This is a genomic window from Rhodopseudomonas sp. AAP120, from assembly GCF_001295845.1.
Classification (GTDB): domain Bacteria; phylum Pseudomonadota; class Alphaproteobacteria; order Rhizobiales; family Xanthobacteraceae; genus Rhodopseudomonas.
Genome location: NZ_LJIC01000023.1, coordinates 1 through 21,526, shown reverse-complemented (window position 1 = coordinate 21,526; position 21,526 = coordinate 1). Strand labels below are relative to the sequence as shown.

Genomic DNA, 21,526 nt, shown 5'->3' with positions numbered 1-21,526 from the left:
TTACGCCAGCTTGCCGACGGACTTTTCCAGCAGCGACCACGCCTGATCGCCGTATTTGCCTTTCCACTCGGCGTAGAAGCCGGCGCTGCGCAGCTTGTCGCGGAATGGCGTCACCGTCGGCTGATTGAAGATCAGGCCCTTGGCGGTCAGCTCTTCCTTGACGGTCGCGTTCAGCTTGGCAGTGTCCTCGCGTTCCTTGACGGCCGCGGCGTTGATGTTCTTGGCGACGATCTCGCGCACGTCCGCCGGCAGCCGCTCCCAGGCGCGGCGGTTGGCCAGGAACCAGAAGCCGTCCCACATGTGGTTGGTCAGCGAGCAGTACTTCTGCACTTCGTACAGCTTGGCGGTCGAGATCAGCGCCAGCGGATTTTCCTGGCCTTCGACCACCTTGGTCTGCAGCGCCGAATACACTTCGCTGAAATTGATCGAGGCGGGCGCCGCATCGAACGCCTTGAACATCGAGGTCCACAGCGGCGACACCGGCACGCGGATCTTGAAGCCCTTGAAGTCCTCGGGGCCGTTGATCGGCCGGGTCGACGACGTGGTCTGGCGGAAACCGTTGTCCCAGATCTTATCCATGACCATCAGGCCGGCCTTCTGGATCTCGCCGCGCACATGCGCGCCGAGTTCGCCGTCCATGGCCTTCCAGACCGTGTCGTAGTCCGGGAACGCGAAGCCGATGCCGTTGATCGAGGCCGCCGGCACCAGCGTCGACAGGATCAGGCCGGACAGCGTGAAGAATTCGACGCCGCCGGAGCGGATCTGGCTCAGCATGTCGGTGTCGGAGCCGAGTTGGTTGTTCGGGAAAACCTGCAGGTCGACCCGGCCATTGGTCTCGGCCTTGATGGCCGCCGACATCTCACGGGCGCGGACGTTGAGCGGATGGGTGTCGGGCAGGTTGTTGGCGTACTTATAGACGAACTCGGCCTCCGCCGCGCGCGCCACCCATGGGGCTCCGACGCCGCCGAAAACGGCCACAGCCGCCGATGCCTTCAACACCATCCTGCGTGAAACGCTCATCTGCCTTCCTCCCAATAACGCTTCTTGTTTTCTGCGACCCGACCCAAAAAGTCGACGCGCCTTTGGTCATCATTTCGGCCCAGCCGGTCAAGCGATTTCCGGCTGGCGGATGGCGCTGCAGGAGTTGTCCAGACGCGTGCTTAGGCCATCGGCCAAGCCACACGTGCCCCGGACAAGGCGCAACGCGCCGCCTTGGCGGCGTGGTGCGCCGCAGATCCGGGGCCCCGGTTTTTCTGGGGCGCCAGACACAGAGCCAGCATTCGTGTTCGGATCGACGTCAAAGACCCGGCGTCCCGGATCAGCGGCCCAGCGCTTCGCGCTGCGCCTTGTCCGGGACACGGGAGCATTCGGCGTAGGATGCCCAATACGAGCTTTCGACGTGGGTGCGTGCCGAGCGCTGGCCGGGACGTTGACGGGATAGGCTCCGGCCATGAAAGTCGCGCCGACATTCGCAAATCCACACAACATACTGATCCAAAATCAACATCTGTATATTCCATAATATACCTTATGCGAATTACGGATATGGCTATGATCGTTCGATGGAGCCGCGGTTCGCGACCAAGAGCACCGAGCCCCTCGGCCGCATCGCTTCAGCTGCAGATCGAGCCGGACGGCAAATGCCGCCTGCCGGTGCACCCATCGCGACGGCGCATCACCGCGCCAGCGCCAGCAGCGCGTCGAGGTCGAGGTTGCTTTCGCAATGATCGGCCAGCGCCTCGAGGGCGTCTTCGATGCGGCGTTCGAAATCCAGGCCGGAGGTCGCGGCGCCGACCTGCCCCAGCCAGGCCGACCGGAAGTCGTCGCCGCCAAAGATGCCGTGCAGATAGCCGCCGACGATCCGACCGTCGGCCGACATCGCGCCTTCGGGCCTCAGCCCGTCGGCGCCATCATCGAGCGTCAGCCACGGCCGCGCCAGGCCGGCACCGGTGGTCCGGCCCATGTGCATCTCATAGCCGGTGACCCGGCAGCCGCTGAGGCGGTCGCGGGCGTCGATGTCGACGAGGCGCTTGTCGCCGGAGATCTCGGTCTCGATCTCCAGCAGGCCTAGCCCTGCCGTCTCGCCGGGCGGGCCTTCGAGGCCCAGCGGATCGCGCACGACACGGCCGAGCATCTGGAAGCCGGCACACAGCCCGACCACGCGTCCGCCGCGCCGGACATGGGCGTGGATATCGATGTCCCAGCCTTCGCGCCGGATCAGGTCGAGTTCGCTTCGCGTCGCCTTGGAGCCCGGCAGGATCACGACGTCGACATCGGCCGGGATTGGCGAGCCGGGCTGGATCCAGCGCAGGTCGACGTCGGGCTCGGCAACCAGCGGATCGAGGTCGTCGAAATTGGCGACACGCGCCAGCCGCGGCACGGCGATCTTCAACTTGCCCCGGCTCGCCGCAGCGGCGCGCTCCAGCGCCAGCGAGTCTTCGGCGGGCAAGCGGTCGGCGCCGGGAAACCAGCGCAGCACACCGAGGAACGGCCAGCCGGTCTGTTCGGTGATGGTGCGGCATCCGGGCTCGAACAGCGAGAAGTCGCCGCGGAATTTGTTGATCAGATAGCCGACAACGCGGGCGCGATCGGCCTCGCTGAGGAGCACGTAGCTGCCGACCAGCGCCGCCATGGTGCCGCCGCGGTCGATGTCGGACAGGAACACGACCGGCAGATCGGCCGCCTCGGCGAACCGCATATTGGTGATGTCGGAGGCGCGCAGATACACCTCGGCGCCGCTGCCGGCGCCCTCCACCAGCACCAGATCGGACTCGGCGGCAACGCGCTCGAAACTGTCGAGCACCGCCGGGATCAGTCGCTGCCGCATGTGGTGATAGATCCGCGCCGGGCAATTACCGAGCACCCGCCCCCGCAGCACCACTTGCGCGCCGATCTCGCTCTGCGGCTTCAGCAGCACCGGATTCATGTGGATCGACGGCGGCACGCCGCAGGCGCGCGCCTGCAGCGCCTGCGCGCGGCCGATCTCGCCGCGGGGCGCCGGGCCGTCCGGCCCCGGCGGCAGATCGGAGTCCGCCGCGACCGCCGCGTTGTTGCTCATGTTCTGCGCCTTGAACGGACGGACTGCCAGGCCACGCCGCGCATAGGCCCGGCACAGCCCGGCCACCACCATGCTCTTGCCGACGTCCGAGCTGGTGCCCTGGATCATCAGCGCGCGGGCGCGCCGCGGGCCTGTGTCCAATCGGGCCGAATAGCGGATACGGGAAATCAGGTCATCGACGTCGACGGTCATGGCTGCACTCGGTTGAAAGAAGTTGTCTGGCGTGGTTGCTGAGCACGACGAAGATCGGACCGCGGCGGGCTTGACGGCTGCGGTGCGCTACCGGATAGGACGCCGCCATGATCATCGTCAGCGCGCTCGATCACGCCCCTCGCCTTGTCGCCGAGCGCCGCCCGGCGCGATCGCTGTCGCTGATGGCGCCGTGGCAGCGCGTCGTGTTCGATGAAAGCTGGCTGCCGGATGATCGCCTGATCCTCGCTTTCAACGATGTCGACGTCGCCGGCTCGGTTCACGTCGCGCCGGACGGCGCGATCGTGCAGCGGATCATCGATTTCGCGCGCGGCTGCAGCGCCGAGGACGACGTTCTGGTGCATTGCTGGATGGGCGTCAGTCGGTCGCCGGCCGCCGCCTACGTGATCGCGTGCGAACGCGCGCCGGGTGACGAAGTGATCATCGCCGGCGCGCTGCGCCGCGCATCGCCGACGGCGACGCCGAACAAGCTGATCGTCGCCCTCGCCGACGACCTGCTCGGGCGCAGCGGGCGTATGGTCGACGCCATCGCGGGCATTGGTCGCGGCCGCGAGGTCGACGGCGAGGTGCCGCCGTTCGAACTGCCGTTCGGACGCCCGGCTTAGTTCGACAACAGACGAGAGCATTCGCTTTGGCCTTGCACGCCGCCGCGCGGCGTGCTGTGCTTCGTGCCGCCTACGGTGCCTCTCGTGCGAGAGGTGAAACTGGGAATGCGGTGCGGCGAGAAATCGCCCATGCCGCAGCTGCCCCCGCAACTGTAAGCGGATCTGTCCGGACCAGCATGCCACTGCGTCGCAAGGCGACTCGGGAAGGCGATCAGGACGATATCCGCGAGCCAGGAGACCGGCCGCAGGCGTGGTTCAACCCGGATCGACGGTGGGTCGATAACAGGAGCACGCGATGACAGCGGTCGACTAAGCGGCGTTTGCCGGGCGCGGAGCGCGCCGTATCTCCACTTGTTTGTACTGACGCCGCAGAACGGCGTCGAACTCCGCCGGTACGCGCCGCCTCGCCTTCGCGCGGCCCGGACGGCGCCTGTCATCGAGACACCATGGAACCGAAAGACACCACGACCAACGAAGCCTTCAAGGGCTTCACCAACGAGGCCTGCCCGTTCTTGCCGTGCCATCCGGGCGTCGAGCGCGAGTTCAACTGTCTGTTCTGCTACTGCCCGCTGATCGCCTACGAGTGCCCCGGGCCGTATCAGGTCTTCACCGACCGCAACGGCCTGCTGCGCAAGGACTGCAGCGCCTGCACGCTGCCGCACAACGGCTACCGCCGCTCCTGGAATTTCATCCAGCGCTGGCTCGAGAAGCCGCGGATCTGGGACGGCCGTGAGCAGGATCCCAAGCGGATCAAGGACAATTCGTCCGAGCGATGAGCGGCCGATCGATGGATGCCGGGGGAAAGAACTCATCGGACTAACGGGCCGCACCGTCGACCGGCGCGCTCTGCGCATGATCGATACGCTCGATCGCCTCGACCAGCCGATCCAGCGCCACAGCGAACATCGCGCCGCCGCAGATCGTCAGCGGCTCCGGAATGACGATACGGCGGCTCGGCGGATACGCGTGCTGGATCGACGGATGCAGCAGCAGGGCCTTGCCCTGGTCCTCCGCCGCGGGCTGATCCTCGGCGAGGAGCAGCAGGTCCGGCCGGGCCGCGACGATGGTCTCGAGCGATGCGAAGCCGCCATAGGCGTAGCCGAGATCGGTCGCGGCATTCGACAGACCAGCGGTCTTCAGCCGCGAACTCAGCAGGCTGTCGCCGCCCGTCACCCAGCCGCGCCGTGACAGCGCCAGCACACGCGCGGGATGTTTTGCCGCGACGGCCGTCGTGCGTGCGATCGCGCGGTCGAGGTCAGCGATCATCGCATCGGCGCGTTCCGGATGCCCGACCAGCCCACCTACTCGCGCGATCTGCGCCTTGACGTCGTCGATGCTGCGCGGCGTGTCGAATTCCTCGACCGCGAGTTTCTTCGCGCGCAGAATTTCGCGCGTGGCACGCTTGCCGTAGCGACCGGCCAGGATGACGTCGGGCGCTAGAACCAACAGGTCCTCCGCCTCCCCCGACAGCCGCGGATAGCGCTCGGCCTGTTTGGCCAGCCATGACAGATGCGGATCGCGCGCATACGGCCCGAGCCCGACGATCTGCTCCGGATCGGCCAGCCCCAGCAGCAGCTGATCGGTGCACATGTTGATCGACGCGATCCGCTTGACGGCGGCCGCCGCGGCCGAGGGCGCGGCGATCACCGCGACGCAACTGATCGCCGCAATCAGCAACCACCTTCGCATCACGCGCTCCGCATCGCCCATGGCACCAGTACCGGCTGCGCCTCGTGATCGGCGCGGTAGGCGTCGATCGAGAACACCTCGGCGAGCTGCGGCGGCGCCAACACGGCGGCCGGCGGCCCCATCGCCGCGAGCCTGCCGTCGCGCAGCATCAGCACCTGATCGGCAAACCGCGCGGCGAGTCCTATATCGTGAGTGACGACGATCACCAGCGCACCGGCGCGGGCCTGACGCTGCAACAGCGCCATCACCGCCAGTTGGAAATACGGATCGAGCGATGCGATCGGCTCGTCGGCGAGCAGCACCGGGGCGGCGGTCGCCAGCGCCCGCGCGATCGCAACGCGGCGCCGCTCGCCGCCGGACAGTTCGGTGACGGGGCGATGCTGCAACGGCGCCAGATCGACATCGTCGAGCGCGCGGCTGACCGCATCGAGATCGCCCGCCGCCAGCCGGCGCGGATCGGCGCCGCCATGCGGGTAGCGGCCGAGCGCAATCACGTCGCGGACCGGCAGCGGCCAGTGCACCGCCTCACCTTGCGGAACATAGGCCAGTTGCCGCGCACGCTGCCGCACCGGCATGCGCGCGACCTCGGCTCCGCCGAGCAGCACCCGGCCCTCACTTGGTACCAGCCCGGCAAGCGCGCGCAGCAGCGTGGTTTTGCCGGCGCCGCTCGGCCCCACGACCGCTGCCATGCAGCCGCGCGACAGGCCGAACGAGATCGGCTGCACCAGCACATGGCCGCCGCGGCTGACCCGCAACCGATCGACCACGAAGTCATCGTCCTGGGTCATGCCACGCTGCCGCCGAGTGCACGGCGCTCGCGCACCACCAGATAGAGAAAGAACGGGACGCCGATCAGCGCCGTCAGCACGCCGACCTTGATGCCGCTGCTCGACGGGATCAGGCGCACCGCGATATCGGCGGCGAGCAGTAGCGCCGCGCCGCCGAATGCGCTCGGCAGCAGCAGCCGGCCCGGATCGTGCCCGACCAGCGGCCGCATCAGATGTGGGATCACCAGACCGATGAAGCCGATCGTGCCGGAGACGGCCACGGCCGCGCCGACGCCCAGCGCGACGCCGAGGATCACTTGCAGACGCAGCCGTCCGACGTCGACGCCGAGGCTCTGCGCGGCCTCTTCGCCGAGACTGAGCACGCGAAATGCCTCGCCGCGCGTCAGCAGCAGCGCTGCGCCGCAGGCCATGAACGGCAGCGCCAGCGTGATGTGCTGAAAACTGCGGTCCTCGAGCGAGCCGAGCAGCCAGAACGAAATCTCCAGCGCGGCGAACGGATTGGAGGCGAGATTGAGCGCCAGGGAGGTTGCCGCACCGGCGAGGCTCGACAGCGCCAGCCCCGCGAGGATCAGCAACAGCAGATTGGCGCTGCGCCCGGCGACCGCGATCAGGATGAACACCGAGACGAACGCCATGCCGATCGCCGCGAGCGGCAGCAGGAACGACAGCGCGTCGGCGAGGCCGAGCGAAATCACCAGCACGGCGCCGAACGCCGCGGCCTGCGGCGCGCCGAACAGCGACGGCGCGGCCAGCGGATTGCGTAGCAGACCCTGCAGCGCGGCGCCGGCAAGGCCGTGCATCGCACCGATCGCCAGCGCGAGGATCGCGCGCGGCAGCCGGATGTCCTGGACGATCGAGCGCTGCGCGTCGCTGCCGCCGCCGAACAGCGCACTGATCACCGCGCCGATCGACAGCCGCACCGGTCCGATGCCGAGCGACAGCAGAAACAGCACAACGACGATGCCCGCGAGGATCGGCAGGACAGCCCGATCAGCAGCGCGCACGACAATCAACGCCGCTACGCGGCGCTTCCGAAATCTTCATGGTCGGTCCTCTGTCGGCCCATCGCCGAACGAGTTTCACAAGGACCGGCCGGTCTCCTGGCTCGCGGATTTGTGGAAACGTCCGCCTTCCCGGCCCGCAGGCCAGTGGCATTCGAGGACGCTCCAATCCGCCCACAGTTGCGAGGGCAGCCGCGGCATTGGGGCAACAGCCCCGCACCGCATTCCCGTTTCACCCCTCAGGCGAGAGGCACCGGTCCATTCGCCCGTTAAGCACGCGCGATGCCGCCGCACAATCAGGGCGGACACTTACGTAATGATCCTTAAGTCAGGAACAGAAATGCGCCGCGCCGGTCGATGCACCTCACAGATCCGACGGCAGGGCCTCACAGCAGAAACGCGAGCGCCGTTTCGCAGCGGTCTTCGACCTTGAGCGCCAGAAGATCGTCCGCCCGTGTCCGGCCGAGATTGACCGCGGCGATCGGGATGCCGAGCCGTGCCGCCTCGCGTGCAAACCGGTAGCCCGAATAAACCGTCAGCGACGAGCCGACGATCAGCATGGCGTCGGCCTGGCCGAGACTCTCCATCGCCATGGCGACCTTGTCCTTGGGAACGGCCTCGCCGAAGAACACCACGTCAGGCTTCATCATGCCGCCGCAGTTCGGACAGCCTGGCACCGTGAAGGTCGAGAAATCCTGATGGTCGAGTTCGGCGTCGCCGTCCGGCAAGGCGGCTGCATCGAGATCCGCCCAGGCTGCGTTGAGGCGGATCAGATCGTCCTGGAAATCGGCGCGCCGGAGGGTGCCCGAACACGCCATGCAGCGAACCAGGTCGAGCCGTCCGTGGAGATCGACGACCTCCCGGTGCCCGGCGGCCTGGTGCAGGCGGTCGACGTCTTGCGTCAGCAGCATCCGGCTGCGACCGCTGGCCTCCAGCCGCGCCAGTGCGTGATGGGTATCGTTGGGCCTGGCTTGCCCGAACCGGCGCCAGCCGATCATGCTGCGGGCCCAATAGCGGCGCCGTGTGACATCGTCGGCGATGAACGCCTGAAATCGCACCGGCGGCGTGCGCTTCCAGCTGCCGTCTGCATCGCGATAGTCCGGGATTCCGGAGTTGGTACTGCAGCCCGCGCCCGTCAGCACGAACAGCCGCTGGTGGTTCTCGACGAACGCCTTGAGATCACTGTGTGCCATTCCGATCTACATAGGCAGTCCCCGCTCGCGTTGCTACGGCATCATGCCGGACGCGGGCGACAGCAAGGAGATGCGCGTGAGCGACCCGTTCGAGCTGCAGCGCTTCGTCGACGCCCAGGCTCCAGTCTATCGGCGAGTCGTCGAAGAGCTGTCTCGAGGCCGTAAGGCGTCGCATTGGATGTGGTTCATCTTTCCGCAGATTGCAGGCCTCGGCTTCAGCCCGATGGCGCAGCGGTTTGCGATCGGATCCCGCCCAGAAGCCTCCGCATATCTGCAGCACGAGGTGCTGGGACCGCGCCTGATCGAATGCACGAGGCTCGTCCTGGCGGCGCGCGACAAGTCGATCACCGACATCCTGGGGTCACCGGACGACCTCAAGTTTCGGTCGAGCATGACGCTGTTCGACGCGGTCTCGACCGAACCGATCTTCGGCCACGCGATCGAGGCGTTCTATCCCGACGGCAAGGATCCTGCGACGCTCTCGAAACTTCGCTGATGCCCAGCTCGCGGGCTGGCGCGGGAACCGCGTCCGCCTCGGTTCGTTCTTCCTGGAACCTGCAGGATCGACCGCATTGTCCCTCCAAGAAGTGTCCCTTCAACAAGCCCCTGAATTCACCCCCGACGATCGCGACGCGCTTCGCCGCGCCGTCGGGTTGCTCGAACATCCCAGCCTCGCCGGACGGCTGACCAGTCTGGCCGGCAGACCGGTCGAACTGATCGGCTTCGCCCTGCCCGCCACCGTGACCAAAGCGATCTCGTCGGCGACGTCCAAAGGGTTGGAAGCCGCGCTGAAGGTCGCGCTTCGCACGCTGCCGGCGTCGCGCTCGTCAGGGTCCCAGCGCCTGCACCGCGCGCTCGCTACGGCCTCGGGTGCGGTCGGCGGCACATTCGGACTGGCGGCGCTGCCCATGGAGCTTCCGGTCTCCACGGTCATCATGCTGCGAGCCATTGCCGAAATTGCCAGAAGCGAAGGCGAAGACCTCAGCGATCCCGAAGCCGCCCTCGCCTGCGTCGAGGTGTTCGCGCTGGGCGGGCGCGCGGGCTCGACCGACGCTGCGGAGAGCGGCTATTTCGCCACCCGAGCCGTGCTTGCCAAGACGGTCTCGGAGGCGGCCCGGTTGATCGCGGAACGAGGCCTCGCCAATGAGGGCGCGTCGATCCTCGTCAAGTTCGTCACGCAGGTGGCGGCGCGGTTCGGCATCGTGGTGTCGCAGAAAGTTGCGGCGCAAGCTCTTCCGGTCGCCGGCGCGATCGGCGGCGCCGCCATCAACTACGCGTTCATCGACCATTTTCAGGACATCGCCCACGGACACTTTACGGTCCGCCGGCTCGAGCGCGTCTACGGCAAGCAGCTAGTCCGCGCCGAATACGACCGCATCGCGGGGCGCGAGCCGCCTGCGGCCACGTCCACCGATCTCACCACGAACGCGACGTCATGATGAGGCGGCGCGCAGCTCGGCGTCTCGCGTGAGCGGTCCTACATGGGGCCAGCCCGCGCGATTTGTCGCAATGCAAGCAGCGCACAAGCTGCGATTCGGCCAGTAGGGTTGCTCGCAGGCGCCTTCGGAGGTCCAATGCCCTTGCCCCGGCAGCCGGTCGCCACCATAAAGGCAGAGTAGAACGTCGCCGAAAGGGCCGCGCACGACGAATTTGGATCGAAAGGAGTCCGGATGCCGCAGAATGAGTTTCTTCTTGCGGTCCTCCTCCTTCCGTTCGCCGGTGCCCTGATTGCTGCCCTTCTGCCCGCCAATGCGCGCAATGCCGAGGCCTGGCTCGCCGCCCTGGTGGCGCTTGGCTGCCTCGGGCTGCTGGCCTGGCTGTATCCGGGCTCCGCGGCCGCGCCGATCCAGCACAGGTTCGCCTGGCTGCCGCAATACGGCCTCACTTTCACACTGCGGCTCGATGGTTTCGCCTGGGCGTTCGCCTGCCTGATCACCGCGATCGGAGCGCTGGTGGCGCTGTATGCGCGCTACTACATGTCGCCGTCCGATCCGGTGCCGAGGTTCTTCTCGTTTCTGCAGGGCTTCATGGGCGCGATGCTGGGCATCGTGCTGTCGGGCAATCTGATCCAGCTGGTGTTCTTCTGGGAACTCACCAGCCTGTTCTCGTTCCTGCTGATCGGCTACTGGCACCACAACGCAGCAGCCCGTGAGGGCGCGCGGGTGGCGCTGACGGTGACAGGCACCGGCGGCCTGTGCCTGTTCGCTGGTGTGGTTCTGCTCGGCCACATCGTCGGCAGCTACGATATGGACGCGGTGCTGGCAGCCGGTGCCGAGGTCCGCAGCCACGCGCTGTACATCCCGACCCTGATCCTGATCCTGCTCGGCGCGCTGACCAAGAGCGCGCAGTTTCCCTTCCACTTCTGGCTGCCACGGGCCATGACCGCGCCGACGCCGGTCTCCGCCTACCTGCACTCTGCCACGATGGTGAAGGCCGGCGTCTTCCTGCTGGTGCGGCTGTGGCCGGTGCTCGGCGGCACCAATGAATGGCTCTGGCTGGTCGGCACCACCGGACTCGCCACCTTCATCGTCGGCGCTTACCTCGCGGTGTTCCAGCGCGACCTGAAAGGGCTACTGGCCTATTCGACCATCAGCCATCTCGGACTGATCACCCTGCTGATCGGGCTCGACCGCCCGCTGGCGCTGGTTGCGGCGATCTTCCACGTCTTCAATCACGCGACCTTCAAGGCGTCGCTGTTCATGGCGGCCGGCATCATCGACCACGAGACCGGCACGCGCGATCTGCGACGTCTCAGCGGCCTGTGGAAATTCATGCCGAAGACCGGCGCACTGGCGATCGTCGCCGCGTCGGCGATGGCCGGCGTGCCGTTGCTCAACGGCTTCCTCTCCAAGGAAATGTTCTTCGCCGAGACGATCGAGACGCATGACGGCTCGATGCTCGACGACGCCCTGCCCTATATCGTCACGCTCGCCAGCATGTTCACGGTGGCCTATTCGCTGCGCTTCATCCGCGAGGTGTTCTTCGGGCCGCCGCCGGTCGATCTGCCGCGCATTCCGCACGAGCCGCCGCGCTGGATGCGCTTTCCGGTCGAACTGCTGGTGCTGACCTGTCTGGTCGTCGGCATCGTGCCGTCGCTGACGATCGGACCGTTCCTGCACGTCGCCGTGCAATCGGTGCTGGGCGCCGCCACGCCCTACTACAGCCTCGCGGTCTGGCACGGTCTCAACTGGCCGCTGCTGATGAGCGTCATCGCGCTGGTCGGTGGCGTGCTGCTCTACGTCATGCTGCGCAAGCCATTGCAGGAAGGGCTGACGAGTTCGCTGTTCGACGGCCGTTTCAAGACGCAGCGGATCTTCGATCGCGTGCTGGTGACGGTGTCGTGGCGCTGGGCCCGCGCGGTGGAGCGGGTGATCGGCACCCGCCGGCTGCAGCCGCAGTTGCTGTTGCTGATCTGCGTGGCGCTGGTGGCGGCGGCCTGGCCGGCGCTACTGCGCGGGCTGAACCTCGCGCCCGTGTCGTTCGACGGCATGGAGCCGGCGCTGGCCGGCGTCTGGGCGGTCGGCATCGCCTGCGCGCTCGGCGGCGCCGCGGTCGCCAAGTTTCATCGCCTCGCCGCGCTGATCATGATCGGCGGCGCGGGGCTGACGACCTGCCTCACCTTCGTGTGGTTCTCGGCGCCGGATCTGGCGCTGACCCAGATCGGTGTCGAAATCGTCACCACGGTGCTGCTGCTGCTCGGACTGCGCTGGCTGCCGAAGCAGTTCGAGACCGGCGAAACCACGTCGGAGCGCAGCCTGTTACTCCGCACCCAGCGGCTCCGCGACATGGTCGTGGCCACCGCGGCCGGCATCGGCGTCGCGCTGCTCGCCTATGCGGCGATGACCCGCCCGCTGCCGGACAGCATTTCGCAATTCTTCGTCCGGCACGCGTATTCGGACGGCGGCGGCACCAACGTCGTCAACGTCATCCTGGTCGATTTCCGCGGCTTCGATACGCTGGGCGAAATCACCGTGCTGGCGGTGGTGGCGCTGTCGGTGTTCGCGCTGCTGCGCCGCTTCCGCCCCGCCGCCGACAGCGTCGAGCTCCCCGAGCAGCAGCGGCTGCAGGACGAGCACGACGACGCCCGCGACGGACGCAGCCGCGGCGACACCGCGGCGGATTATCTGGCGGTGCCGGCGGTGATCATGCAGCTGCTGTTCCCGTTCATCTTCATCGCCGCGATGTATCTCTTGCTGCGCGGCCACGACCAGCCGGGCGGCGGCTTCGTTGCCGGCATCGCGATGGCCGCGGCGCTGATCCTGCAATACATGGCCGGGGGCACGCGCTGGCTCGAAGCGCGGCTGCGCGTGCATCCGCTGCGCTGGATTGGCGTCGGCCTATTGCTGGCGCTGATGACGGGCGCGGCGGCGATGCCGTTCGCCCGGCCGTTTCTGACCTCGGCCTTCGCCTATGCCGACATCCCATGGATCGGCAAAGTACCTCTGGCGAGCGCCGCGTTGTTCGATCTCGGCGTGTTCGCCCTGGTGGTCGGCGCGACAACGCTGATGCTGATCGCTCTGGCCCACCAATCGATCCGCGCGCATCGCCAGCCGCCGGGCGGCCGTGCCGCAGCGCCGGAGGCCGAGTGATGGAATTGATCGTCACGCTTGCCATCGCGGCGCTGACCGGCTCCGGGGTCTGGCTGCTCCTGCGGCCCCGCACCTTCCAGGTGATCATCGGTCTCGCGCTGCTGTCCTATGCGGTCAACCTGTTCATCTTCAGCATGGGCCGGCTTCGCGTCGGCGCCGCCGCCGTGCTGGAGAAGGGACAGGCCGGCGATCCGGCCCAGCTCGCCGATCCGCTGCCGCAGGCGCTGGTGCTCACCGCCATCGTCATCGGCTTCGCCACCACAGCGTTGTTCCTCGTCGTGCTGCTGGCCTCGCGCGGCCTCACCGGCACGGACCATGTCGACGGCCGGGACCACGAATGACCAACTGGACCGACCATCTCGTCATCCTGCCGATCCTGCTGCCGCTGTTCGTCGGCGCGGCGATGCTGCTGATCGAGGAGCGCCATCAGCGCGTCAAGGCCGCCGCCAATCTCGGCTCGATCGTGATCATGGGGGTCGTCGCGCTGCTGCTGATGCACGCGGCGGACACGCCGGCCGCCGGCGGCGCCGCGCCGATCGCGGTGTACCGGCTCGGCAATTGGCCCGCGCCGTTTGGTATCGTGCTGGTCGTGGACCGGCTGTCGGCGTTGATGCTGGCACTCACCAGCGTGCTCGCTTTCGCCTCCGCGACCTTCGCGCTGGCGCGCTGGCACCGCGGCGGCGCGCACTTCCACTCGCTGTTTCAGTTCCTGCTGATGGGCCTGAACGGCGCGTTCCTGACCGGCGACCTGTTCAATCTGTTCGTATTCTTCGAGCTGCTGCTGGCGGCGTCCTACGGGCTGGTGCTGCACGGCTCCGGGCAGGCGCGGGTGCGCGCCGGGCTGCACTACATCGCCATCAATCTCGCCGCCTCGCTGCTGTTCCTGATCGGAGTCAGCCTGATCTACGCGGTCACCGGCACGCTCAACATGGCCGATCTGGCGCTGCGCATCCCGCAGGTGCCGGTTCAGGACCGCGCGTTGCTCGAGGCCGGCGCCGCCATTCTCGGCGTCGCCTTCATGGTCAAGGCCGGGATGTGGCCGCTGTGCTTCTGGCTGCCGACCACCTACTCGGCTGCGGCGGCGCCGGTCGCGGCGATCTTCGCGATCATGAGCAAGGTCGGCGTCTACATCCTGCTGCGGCTGTCGCTGCTGTTCTTCGGCGCCTCCAGCGGCGCCTCGGCGCTGTTCGGCAACGACTGGCTGATCGCCGCCGGCATCGCCACCATCATCTTCGGATTGGTCGGCGCCCTCGCCTCGCAGGAAATGTCGCGGCTCGCGGGCTACGCCGTGCTGGTGTCGTCCGGAACCGTGGTGGCGGTCGCGGCCGCGGCCGGGCGGGCCACGGTGACGGCGCCGGCGCTGTTCTATCTGGTCAGCTCGACGCTGGCGATCGCCGCATTCTTCATGCTGATCGAACTGCTGGAGCGCGGCCGCGACCCCGGTGCCGACATGCTGGCGGTCACACGCGAAGCCTATGGCGAGGACATGCCAGACGACCCCGACGCCGAGGAAGTCGGGCTGGTGATCCCGGCCTCGATGGCGATCCTCGGCTGGTGCTTCGTCGGCTGCGCCGCAGTAATCGCCGGCCTGCCGCCGGTCTCCGGCTTCATCGCCAAGTTCGCCATGCTGACGGCGCTGCTCGAGGGCGACTCCGCAGCCGGCCTGCCGCCGCTGCATTGGGCGCTGCTGGCATTGCTGATGCTGTCCGGACTGACGATGCTGATCGCGCTGACGCGCGCCGGCATCCGCACGCTGTGGACGCCGACCGAGCGCGCCGATCCGCGCGTCCGGCTGGTGGAGATCGTGCCGATCGCGCTGCTCTTGCTGGGCTGCGCGTCGCTGACGGTGCAGCCGCGTTCGGCGATGAGCTACATGCAGGGCGCGGCCGAAGAACTGCACAGCCCGTCCGCCTATACGCGCAGCGTGCTGGCGCCGGCGGAGACGCGGGTGAAGACCGGAGGCGGCTCATGAAGAAGCTGCTGCCGTTTCCGCTGATTTCGCTATGCCTGCTCGCGATGTGGCTGTGGCTGAGCCAGGGCATCACGCCGGGCGCGGTGCTGCTCGGCAGCCTGTTCGCGCTGATGGGCGGCTGGCTGCTGCGGCTGCTGCAGCCCGACGCCGGCCAGGTCCGCAATCCCGTTGCGATCATGCGGCTGACCGGGCTGGTGCTGGTCGACGTGGTTCGCTCCAACCTCGCCGTTGCGGCCATCATCCTCGGCGGCCAGCGTCACAACATCACCTCCGGTTTCGTCGACATTCCGCTCGACATGCGCAGCCGGCAGGGTCTGGCGGTGCTGGCCTGCATTCTCACCTCGACGCCCGGCACGCTGTGGATCGACTTCAACCGCGAGTCCGGGGGGCTGCAGCTTCACGTGCTCGACCTGGTCGACGAGAGCGAGTGGGTCGAACGCATCAAGGGCCGCTACGAGAGTCTGCTGTTGGAGATCTTCGAATGAGCAGCTTGGTTTTGACCGTCTCGGTCGGCATCGCGCAGGTCATGCTGGTGGTCGCGATGGGCTGCGCCACCTACCGGATGCTGAGCGGACCGCGCGCGCAGGATCGCGTGCTCGGCCTCGACACGCTGTATGTCAACGCCATGCTGCTGATGCTGACGATCGGGATCCGCACCGGCAGCAGCGTGTACTTCGAAGCGGCGCTGATCATCGCCCTGCTCGGCTTCGTCGGCACTGTCGCCCTGGCCAAATTTCTGATGCGCGGCGAGGTGATCGAATGACCCACGCGGCTGACCTTCCGGCCTGGGCGGCCTGGGCCGTCTCGGCGCTACTGCTGGCCGGCGCCGGCATCACGATGATCGGCTCGCTTGGCCTGCTGCGGCTCGGCAGCTTCTACCAGCGCGCCCACGCGCCGACGCTCGGCACCTCGCTCGGCACCGCGCTGATCGCCGGCGCCTCGATGCTGTGCTTCTCGCTGCTCCAGATGCGGCCGCTGCTGCACGAGGTGCTGATCCTCGGCTTCGTCACCATCACCACACCGGTGACACTGATGCTGCTGGCGCGAGCCGCGATGTTCCGCGATACGGCGGAAAGTCCGCAGGACGACCTGTCCGGTTCGGACACGGAAAAGCCGCAGAAACGCTAGCGGCGTTACGTCGGCGCTGCTCAGTCCTTCTTTCGCACCACGGCGTTGAGGAGCTGCGCCGCAGTCTCGGCGATCACGCTGCCGCTGCCGGGGTCGCCCTTGACGATCGACGACAGGAAGCCCCGCGCCTGCTTCAGCGTCACGTGCGGCGGCAGCGGCACCACGTCGGGATCGCTCTTCACCTCGATCACCACCGGGCGGTCGCTCGCTAGAGCGCGGTGCCAAGCCGCCGAAAGTGCGTCGGGGTTGTCGATATAGATGCCGGTGAAGCCGAGCAGTTCGGCGAATTTGGCGTAGGCGAAATTCGGGATCGACTGCGAGGCGTCGTAGCGCGGATTGCCCTCCATCACCCGCTGCTCCCAGGTGACTTCGTTGAGGTCCTCGTTGTTGAAGACGCAGACCACGAAGCGCGGGTCGGCCCATTGCCGCCAGTATTTCTGCACGGTGATGAGCTCGGCGAGATTGTTCATCTGCATCGCGCCGTCGCCGACCAGCGCCACCACCGGCCGCGTCGGATACGCGAACTTCGCGCCGATCGCGTAGGGCACCGCTGCGCCCATCGATGCCAGCCCGCCCGACAGCGACGCCGCCTGCCCGCGCTTGACGCGATAGTCGCGCGCGTACCAGTTGGCGCAGGAGCCGCTGTCGCTGGTGACGATGGCGTCGGCCGGCAGCAGCGGCGACATCTCCCACACCACGCGCTGCGGATTGACCGGCTTGGCCGCCGTCATCGCGCGCGCCTCGAGCTTCTTCCACCAGCTGTCGAGGCCGCTCGCGATGGTTTTGCGCCACGTCCCGTCGGTCTTGGGCTTCAGCAGCGGAAGTAGCAGCTTCAGCGTCTCGGCGGCGTCGCCGTGCAAATTCACTGCGGCCGGATAGCGCAGCGACAGCATCGCCGGCTCGATGTCGATCTGCACCGCCCGCACCTTGCCGTCCTTGGGCAGAAACTCCGCCCAGGGAAAGCCGGTGCCGACCATCAGCAGCGTGTCGCAGTTCTGCATGAGGTCCCAGCTCGGCTCGGTGCCGAGCAGCCCGATTGCGCCGGTGACGAACGGCAGATCGTCCGGCAGCACGTCCTTGCCGAGCAGCGCCTTGGCGACGCCTGCGCCGAGCGCATCTGCGACCGCGACGAGTTCATTTGCCGCGCCGCGGCCGCCGGCACCAACCAGGATCGCGACCTTCTCGCCCCCGTTCAGCACATCGGCGGCGCGCTGCAAATCCGCGGGATACGGCACCACGCGCGGCCGCGTATAGCCGACGCCGGAGCGGGTGAAGCCGTGCGCGACCGGCGGATCTTCGTAACTCTGATCCTGAATGTCCTTGGGCAGCACCAGCACAGAAACGCCATTGCGCGCGGTCGCGATCCGCACCGCGCGGTCGACCAGATGCCGTGCCTGCGCCGGGGCCGACAGCTCCTGCGCGAAGTCCGCCACATCGGCGAACATCCGGTCGAGGTTGAGCTCCTGCTGATAGCTGGCGCCGCGCACGGTCGCCTCGGCCTGGCCGCAGATCGCCAGCACCGGCGCGTGGTCGAGCTTGGCGTCGTACAGGCCCGTAATCATGTGCGTAGCGCCCGGTCCGCCGGTCGACAGGCAGACGCCGAGTTCGCCGGTGAACTTGGCGTGCGCCACCGCCATGAACGCCGCCATCTCCTCGTGTCGCGCCTGCACGAACTCGATGGTGCCAGCGCGCTGCAGCGCGCCGAGCACACCGTTGATGCCGTCGCCGGAGTAACCGAAAATCCGCCGCACGCCCCAGGCGTGCAGCCGCTCGACGATGAAATCGCTGACTTTCAAAGCGCCGCTCCGGCAAGTTGGACGCGGGTCCAACCGCCGGTCGCCGCGTCGGTTCCTCAGGCCCGCCCGTTCTCGATCCGGTAGGTCAGCAGCAACGCCCCGCCCTGCAGCGGCCGGGTACTCTCCAGCGACATCGCGGTGACCGGCGCGCGCTGCTCGCTCTCGTCCTCCGCCGAGTCGAACACGCTGGGTGCCCCTTTGGCCCCATCGACCGCAGGGCACAGGATGAGCTGCAGTTCATCGACCAGACCGGCGCGCAGGAACGCGCCGTTGGTGCCGCCGCCGCCTTCGAGCAGCAGCCGCTCGATGCCGAGTTCGCGATTGAGGATGTCGAGCGTCAGCGCCAGATCGAGCTCGCGCTGTCCGGCGAAGATGTAGGAGACGCCCTCGCCGCGCAGCCCTTCGAGATGCGCATCCGACACCTGCTCGGTCAGCACCACCACGATCGGATCGCCGCCGATATCGGCGCGGCCCCAGCCGATCTTGCCGTGAGCGTCGAGCACGACGCCGTAGCTGTCCGCATCGCGCTTCGGCAGCCAGTGCTCGCGCGGATAACGCTGCGTCGTGCCGGTCGGATACGGCTGCCCCTTGGCGAATTCCGAGCCGGTGACGCGGCCGATCAGCCAGGCGTCGCCGCCGAGTTCGTCGTGGACCTGTTCGAACAGATCGCCGGCCGAGCCTTTCGGCCGCCAGCGACTGTGCAGCGTACGGCCGTCGACGCTGGAGGCCATCAGGCAGGTGACGTGGGGTTTCATGCGGACTCCTCGATCTGGACAGGCGGCACGGATAAGCCGCATCGGCGGCGTTCGTTCAAGCTCGGCTCACCCGGCGAATAGGAACGCGCCCATGCACCGTCCGTTGGCCGGCATCGATGCTGACCTCTGGAGATGCGCCTTTGTCCGACCAACGCAAGACCGCCGTAAACAAACCGGCCGGTGGCTGGGGCGCTTTGAACGCCGTCGAAACGCATCTCGCGCGTCAGGAAGTCCTGATCCGCGGCAACCGCGTCTTGCTCGACATGAACAAGCCCGGCGGCTTCGATTGCCCGAGTTGCGCCTGGCCGGACCCGCGCAAGCCGCACGCGTTCGAATACTGCGAGAACGGCGCCAAGGCAGTTGCGTGGGAGGCCACCAAGAAGCGCGCGACGCCGGAGTTCTTCGCCGAACACACCGTGTCGGAACTACGAGGCTGGACCGACCATGATATCGAGGCGGTCGGCAGGCTCACCGAGCCGATGCGCTACAATCCCGCCACCGACAAATACGAGTGCGCCAGCTGGGAAGAGGCTTTTCATGCCATCGGCGACGAACTGCGCGGGCTGGATCCCAAGCGAGTAGAACTCTACACGTCGGGCCGCGCCTCCAACGAAGCCGCGTTTCTCTACCAGACCTTCGGCCGGCTGCTCGGCACCAACAACTTTCCCGACTGCTCCAACATGTGCCACGAGACCACCACGGTGGCGCTGCCTGAGAGCATCGGCGTCGGCAAGGGCACGGTCGACCTCGAGGATTTCGAAGATTGCGACGCGATCTTCATCATCGGTCAGAACCCGGGCACCAACAGCCCACGTATGCTCGGCTATCTGCATGACATGGCCAAGCGCGGCGTGCCGATCGTCAGCTTCAATCCGCTGAAGGAGCGCGGGCTCGTCGCCTTCGCCAATCCGCAGAACGCCGTCGAGATGCTGACCGGCACCGGGCAGAAGATCAGCTCGAGCTACTTCCAGGTCCGCGTCGGCGGCGACATCGCCGCCGTGCAGGGGATCTGCAAGGCGGTGATCGCAGCCGACGACGCGGCGACCGGCAGCGCCCGCAGCCGCATCATCGACCGTGACTTCATCGCCCGCCACACCCATGGTTTCGATGCCTTCGCCGATTACATTCGCAATCTGTGCTGGGAGCGGCTCGAGCATTATAGCGGCCTGTGCCGCGCCGATATGGAAGCGGCGGCCGAGATCTACATGAAGGCCAACCGCGTCATCGCCTGCTGGGGCATGGGCATCACCCAGCATCGTCGCGGCGGCGACGCCATGCAGCAGATCGTCAACCTGCTGCTGCTCCGCGGCAATATCGGCCGCAAGGGCACCGGCGCCTGCCCGATCCGCGGCCACTCCAACGTCCAGGGCGATCGCACCGTCGGCATCTATCAGAAGCCGAAGGAGCCGTTCCTGCGCAAGATGGACGAAGTCTTCCGCTTCAAGGCACCGCGCGATCCCGGCCACGACGTCGCCGAATGTTGCGAGGCGATCCTGCGCCACGAGGTCGACGCGTTCGTCGCGCTCGGCGGCAACTTCTTCCGCGCCATTCCCGATAATACCCGTATCGCCCGCGAAGTGCCGAACCTACGCATGACTGTGTACATCGCCACCAAGCCGAACCTGTCGCACATGACGATCGGCCGCTCGTCCTGGCTGCTGCCCTGCCTCGGCCGCACCGAGCGCGACGAGCAAAACGGCGTTGTGCAGACCATCACGGTCGAAGACAGTTTCTCCATGGTGCACGGCTCGGTCGGTGTGCTCGATCCGGCCAGCCCCGATCTGAAATCCGAGGTTGCCATCATCGCCGGTCTCGCCAAGGCCACTGTTGCCGATCGTGCCAGGATCGATTGGGACACGCTGGTCGGCGACTACAGCCTGATCCGTGACAAGATCGAGCAGGTGTTGCCCGAGCAATTCAACAACTACAATGCGCGCATCGCCCAGCCCGGCGGCTTCCGACTGCCGAACGGCGCGCGCGAGCGCAAATGGGATACGCCGACCGGCAAGGCGAATTTCCTGTTCAAGGAGGGCCTGATCGACGCCGACGACGATGCGCCGGAAGCGCCGCATCTGCAACTGATCACGCTGCGGAGCCACGATCAGTTCAACACCACCGTGTATTCCAACGACGACCGCTATCGCGGGGTCCGCGGCGAGCGCATGGTGGTGTTCATGAACGCGCGCGACATCGCCGCGCTGGGGCTCTCCGAAGGCGCGATGATCGAATTCTCGGCGGTGTGGCACGACGAGGTCGACCGCCGCGTCGGCGGCTTTCGCGTGGTGGCGTTCGATATCCCGCCCGGCTGCTGCGCCGCCTACTATCCGGAAACCAACCCGCTGCTCCCGCTGGCGCATCGCGATCAGCGCAGCAACACGCCCGCGGCCAAGTCGGTCGCGGTGACCATCACCGCAATGACGCCCGGCGAGCCGGTCGAGGTCGACGGCGGCGTCGCCGAGCACGGCCGGCACCGCGCCGAGGATCCGGAGACGGTGCCGCTGGCGTGATGGATGGCCGTTTCCGGCACGGTTGCTGAGTGCAGCCGTGCGCGATTGCCGCGATTAGTTCTTGGGTGCCGCCTCTCCGGTGTCGCCCTTCGGGCCGGCCGGGCCGGCGGGGCCCGCAGGGCCGGTCGGACCAGCCGGTCCCGGTTCTCCCTTGGGACCGGCGTCACCCTTCGGCCCAGCAGGACCGGCCGGGCCCGCGACGCCTGCCGGACCGGCAGGGCCGGTGGCACCGGCG

General features: G+C 67.5%; 19 protein-coding genes, 1 pseudogene and 2 riboswitches. Of the genes and pseudogenes, 11 read left to right on the top strand and 9 right to left on the bottom strand.

The features are described from left to right. Positions 1-1,020 (bottom strand): TRAP transporter substrate-binding protein, encoded by a 1,020-nt coding sequence (locus IP86_RS05495; RefSeq protein WP_054161514.1) that lies wholly within the window; start codon positions 1,018-1,020, stop codon positions 1-3. Between the two features lie 655 nt (positions 1,021-1,675). After that, a complete protein-coding gene (locus tag IP86_RS05490) occupies positions 1,676-3,250 on the bottom strand; it encodes a cobyric acid synthase (RefSeq protein ID WP_054161513.1) in 1,575 nt (524 codons plus the stop codon). Positions 3,251-3,357: 107 nt separating this feature from the next. Between IP86_RS05490 and IP86_RS05485 the strand changes: the two genes are divergently transcribed. Together IP86_RS05485 and IP86_RS05480 are read left to right on the top strand one after the other, a co-directional pair. Further along, on the top strand, positions 3,358-3,873 hold the full coding sequence (locus IP86_RS05485; RefSeq protein WP_054161512.1) for a tyrosine phosphatase family protein: 516 nt from the start codon (positions 3,358-3,360) through the stop codon (positions 3,871-3,873). A gap of 56 nt (positions 3,874-3,929) precedes the next feature. After that, positions 3,930-4,134: riboswitch (cobalamin riboswitch) on the top strand. Positions 4,135-4,319: 185 nt separating this feature from the next. Further along, positions 4,320-4,649: a cysteine-rich small domain-containing protein gene (locus tag IP86_RS05480; RefSeq protein ID WP_054161511.1), complete on the top strand. Its 330-nt coding sequence runs from the start codon at positions 4,320-4,322 to the stop codon at positions 4,647-4,649. Between the two features lie 40 nt (positions 4,650-4,689). Here IP86_RS05480 and IP86_RS05475 read toward each other — a convergent pair whose 3' ends face one another. From IP86_RS05475 to IP86_RS05460, 4 genes are all read right to left on the bottom strand, one after another. Continuing rightward, positions 4,690-5,562, bottom strand: coding sequence for an ABC transporter substrate-binding protein (locus IP86_RS05475; protein WP_156332409.1), 873 nt, complete (start codon positions 5,560-5,562; stop codon positions 4,690-4,692). After that, positions 5,562-6,350, bottom strand: a complete 789-nt coding sequence (locus IP86_RS05470) for an ABC transporter ATP-binding protein (protein ID WP_054161509.1) — start codon at positions 6,348-6,350, stop codon at positions 5,562-5,564. The genes IP86_RS05475 and IP86_RS05470 overlap by 1 nt, the downstream gene beginning before the upstream one ends. After that, complete coding sequence (locus tag IP86_RS05465; RefSeq protein WP_054161508.1) at positions 6,347-7,363, bottom strand: FecCD family ABC transporter permease; 1,017 nt, start codon at positions 7,361-7,363, stop codon at positions 6,347-6,349. The genes IP86_RS05470 and IP86_RS05465 overlap by 4 nt, the downstream gene beginning before the upstream one ends. A gap of 60 nt (positions 7,364-7,423) precedes the next feature. Next, positions 7,424-7,624: riboswitch (cobalamin riboswitch) on the bottom strand. A gap of 113 nt (positions 7,625-7,737) precedes the next feature. Then, positions 7,738-8,544: an NAD-dependent protein deacetylase gene (locus IP86_RS05460; RefSeq protein ID WP_054161507.1), complete on the bottom strand. Its 807-nt coding sequence runs from the start codon at positions 8,542-8,544 to the stop codon at positions 7,738-7,740. Positions 8,545-8,620: 76 nt separating this feature from the next. On the opposite strand from IP86_RS05460, the gene IP86_RS05455 reads away from it, so the two are divergent. The 8 genes from IP86_RS05455 to mnhG all read left to right on the top strand — a co-directional run bounded on the left by IP86_RS05455 (position 8,621) and on the right by mnhG (position 16,233). Next, the gene (locus IP86_RS05455; RefSeq protein ID WP_054161525.1) at positions 8,621-9,040 is read left to right on the top strand and encodes a DUF1810 domain-containing protein; all 420 of its coding nucleotides are present in this window, start codon (positions 8,621-8,623) and stop codon (positions 9,038-9,040) included. A 76-nt stretch (positions 9,041-9,116) separates the two neighbouring features. After that, complete coding sequence (locus tag IP86_RS05450; RefSeq protein ID WP_054161506.1) at positions 9,117-9,983, top strand: EcsC family protein; 867 nt, start codon at positions 9,117-9,119, stop codon at positions 9,981-9,983. Between the two features lie 231 nt (positions 9,984-10,214). Then, entirely contained in the window at positions 10,215-13,133 is a 2,919-nt protein-coding gene (locus IP86_RS05445) for a monovalent cation/H+ antiporter subunit A (protein WP_054161505.1), read from the top strand. Next, positions 13,133-13,474, top strand: a complete 342-nt coding sequence (locus tag IP86_RS05440; protein WP_054161504.1) for a Na+/H+ antiporter subunit C — start codon at positions 13,133-13,135, stop codon at positions 13,472-13,474. The genes IP86_RS05445 and IP86_RS05440 overlap by 1 nt, the downstream gene beginning before the upstream one ends. Further along, on the top strand, positions 13,471-15,105 hold the full coding sequence (locus IP86_RS05435; protein WP_054161503.1) for a monovalent cation/H+ antiporter subunit D: 1,635 nt from the start codon (positions 13,471-13,473) through the stop codon (positions 15,103-15,105). The genes IP86_RS05440 and IP86_RS05435 overlap by 4 nt, the downstream gene beginning before the upstream one ends. Beyond that, positions 15,102-15,590: a Na+/H+ antiporter subunit E gene (locus IP86_RS05430; protein WP_054161502.1), complete on the top strand. Its 489-nt coding sequence runs from the start codon at positions 15,102-15,104 to the stop codon at positions 15,588-15,590. The genes IP86_RS05435 and IP86_RS05430 overlap by 4 nt, the downstream gene beginning before the upstream one ends. After that, positions 15,587-15,868: a K+/H+ antiporter subunit F gene (locus tag IP86_RS05425; protein ID WP_054161501.1), complete on the top strand. Its 282-nt coding sequence runs from the start codon at positions 15,587-15,589 to the stop codon at positions 15,866-15,868. Before IP86_RS05430 ends, IP86_RS05425 begins: the two co-directional genes overlap by 4 nt. After that, the gene (gene mnhG / locus IP86_RS05420; RefSeq protein ID WP_054161500.1) at positions 15,865-16,233 is read left to right on the top strand and encodes a monovalent cation/H(+) antiporter subunit G; all 369 of its coding nucleotides are present in this window, start codon (positions 15,865-15,867) and stop codon (positions 16,231-16,233) included. The genes IP86_RS05425 and mnhG overlap by 4 nt, the downstream gene beginning before the upstream one ends. A 20-nt stretch (positions 16,234-16,253) precedes the next feature. Here mnhG and IP86_RS05415 read toward each other — a convergent pair whose 3' ends face one another. Both IP86_RS05415 and IP86_RS05410 read right to left on the bottom strand, forming a co-directional pair. Further along, positions 16,254-18,029, bottom strand: a complete 1,776-nt coding sequence (locus IP86_RS05415; protein ID WP_054161499.1) for a thiamine pyrophosphate-requiring protein — start codon at positions 18,027-18,029, stop codon at positions 16,254-16,256. A gap of 56 nt (positions 18,030-18,085) precedes the next feature. Further along, entirely contained in the window at positions 18,086-18,784 is a 699-nt protein-coding gene (locus IP86_RS05410; RefSeq protein WP_054161498.1) for a RibD family protein, read from the bottom strand. A gap of 140 nt (positions 18,785-18,924) precedes the next feature. On the opposite strand from IP86_RS05410, the gene IP86_RS05405 reads away from it, so the two are divergent. Further along, a complete protein-coding gene (locus IP86_RS05405; protein ID WP_054161497.1) occupies positions 18,925-21,291 on the top strand; it encodes an FdhF/YdeP family oxidoreductase in 2,367 nt (788 codons plus the stop codon). 54 nt (positions 21,292-21,345) lie between these two features. On the opposite strand, the pseudogene IP86_RS27970 reads toward IP86_RS05405, so the two are convergent. After that, positions 21,346-21,526: pseudogene (locus IP86_RS27970) on the bottom strand (collagen-like protein); the annotation flags it as partial.

What these genes read in the sequence shown, in the direction of transcription:
- IP86_RS05495 (WP_054161514.1), bottom strand. Translation starts at nt 1,020, where the DNA reads ATGAGCGTTTCACGCAGGATGGTGTTGAAGGCATCGGCGGCTGTGGCC.
- IP86_RS05490 (WP_054161513.1), bottom strand. Translation starts at nt 3,250, where the DNA reads ATGACCGTCGACGTCGATGACCTGATTTCCCGTATCCGCTATTCGGCC.
- IP86_RS05485 (WP_054161512.1), top strand. Translation starts at nt 3,358, where the DNA reads ATGATCATCGTCAGCGCGCTCGATCACGCCCCTCGCCTTGTCGCCGAG.
- IP86_RS05480 (WP_054161511.1), top strand. Translation starts at nt 4,320, where the DNA reads ATGGAACCGAAAGACACCACGACCAACGAAGCCTTCAAGGGCTTCACC.
- IP86_RS05475 (WP_156332409.1), bottom strand. Translation starts at nt 5,562, where the DNA reads ATGCGAAGGTGGTTGCTGATTGCGGCGATCAGTTGCGTCGCGGTGATC.
- IP86_RS05470 (WP_054161509.1), bottom strand. Translation starts at nt 6,350, where the DNA reads ATGACCCAGGACGATGACTTCGTGGTCGATCGGTTGCGGGTCAGCCGC.
- IP86_RS05460 (WP_054161507.1), bottom strand. Translation starts at nt 8,544, where the DNA reads ATGGCACACAGTGATCTCAAGGCGTTCGTCGAGAACCACCAGCGGCTG.
- IP86_RS05445 (WP_054161505.1), top strand. Translation starts at nt 10,215, where the DNA reads ATGCCGCAGAATGAGTTTCTTCTTGCGGTCCTCCTCCTTCCGTTCGCC.
- IP86_RS05440 (WP_054161504.1), top strand. Translation starts at nt 13,133, where the DNA reads ATGGAATTGATCGTCACGCTTGCCATCGCGGCGCTGACCGGCTCCGGG.
- IP86_RS05435 (WP_054161503.1), top strand. Translation starts at nt 13,471, where the DNA reads ATGACCAACTGGACCGACCATCTCGTCATCCTGCCGATCCTGCTGCCG.
- IP86_RS05430 (WP_054161502.1), top strand. Translation starts at nt 15,102, where the DNA reads ATGAAGAAGCTGCTGCCGTTTCCGCTGATTTCGCTATGCCTGCTCGCG.
- IP86_RS05425 (WP_054161501.1), top strand. Translation starts at nt 15,587, where the DNA reads ATGAGCAGCTTGGTTTTGACCGTCTCGGTCGGCATCGCGCAGGTCATG.
- mnhG (WP_054161500.1), top strand. Translation starts at nt 15,865, where the DNA reads ATGACCCACGCGGCTGACCTTCCGGCCTGGGCGGCCTGGGCCGTCTCG.
- IP86_RS05410 (WP_054161498.1), bottom strand. Translation starts at nt 18,784, where the DNA reads ATGAAACCCCACGTCACCTGCCTGATGGCCTCCAGCGTCGACGGCCGT.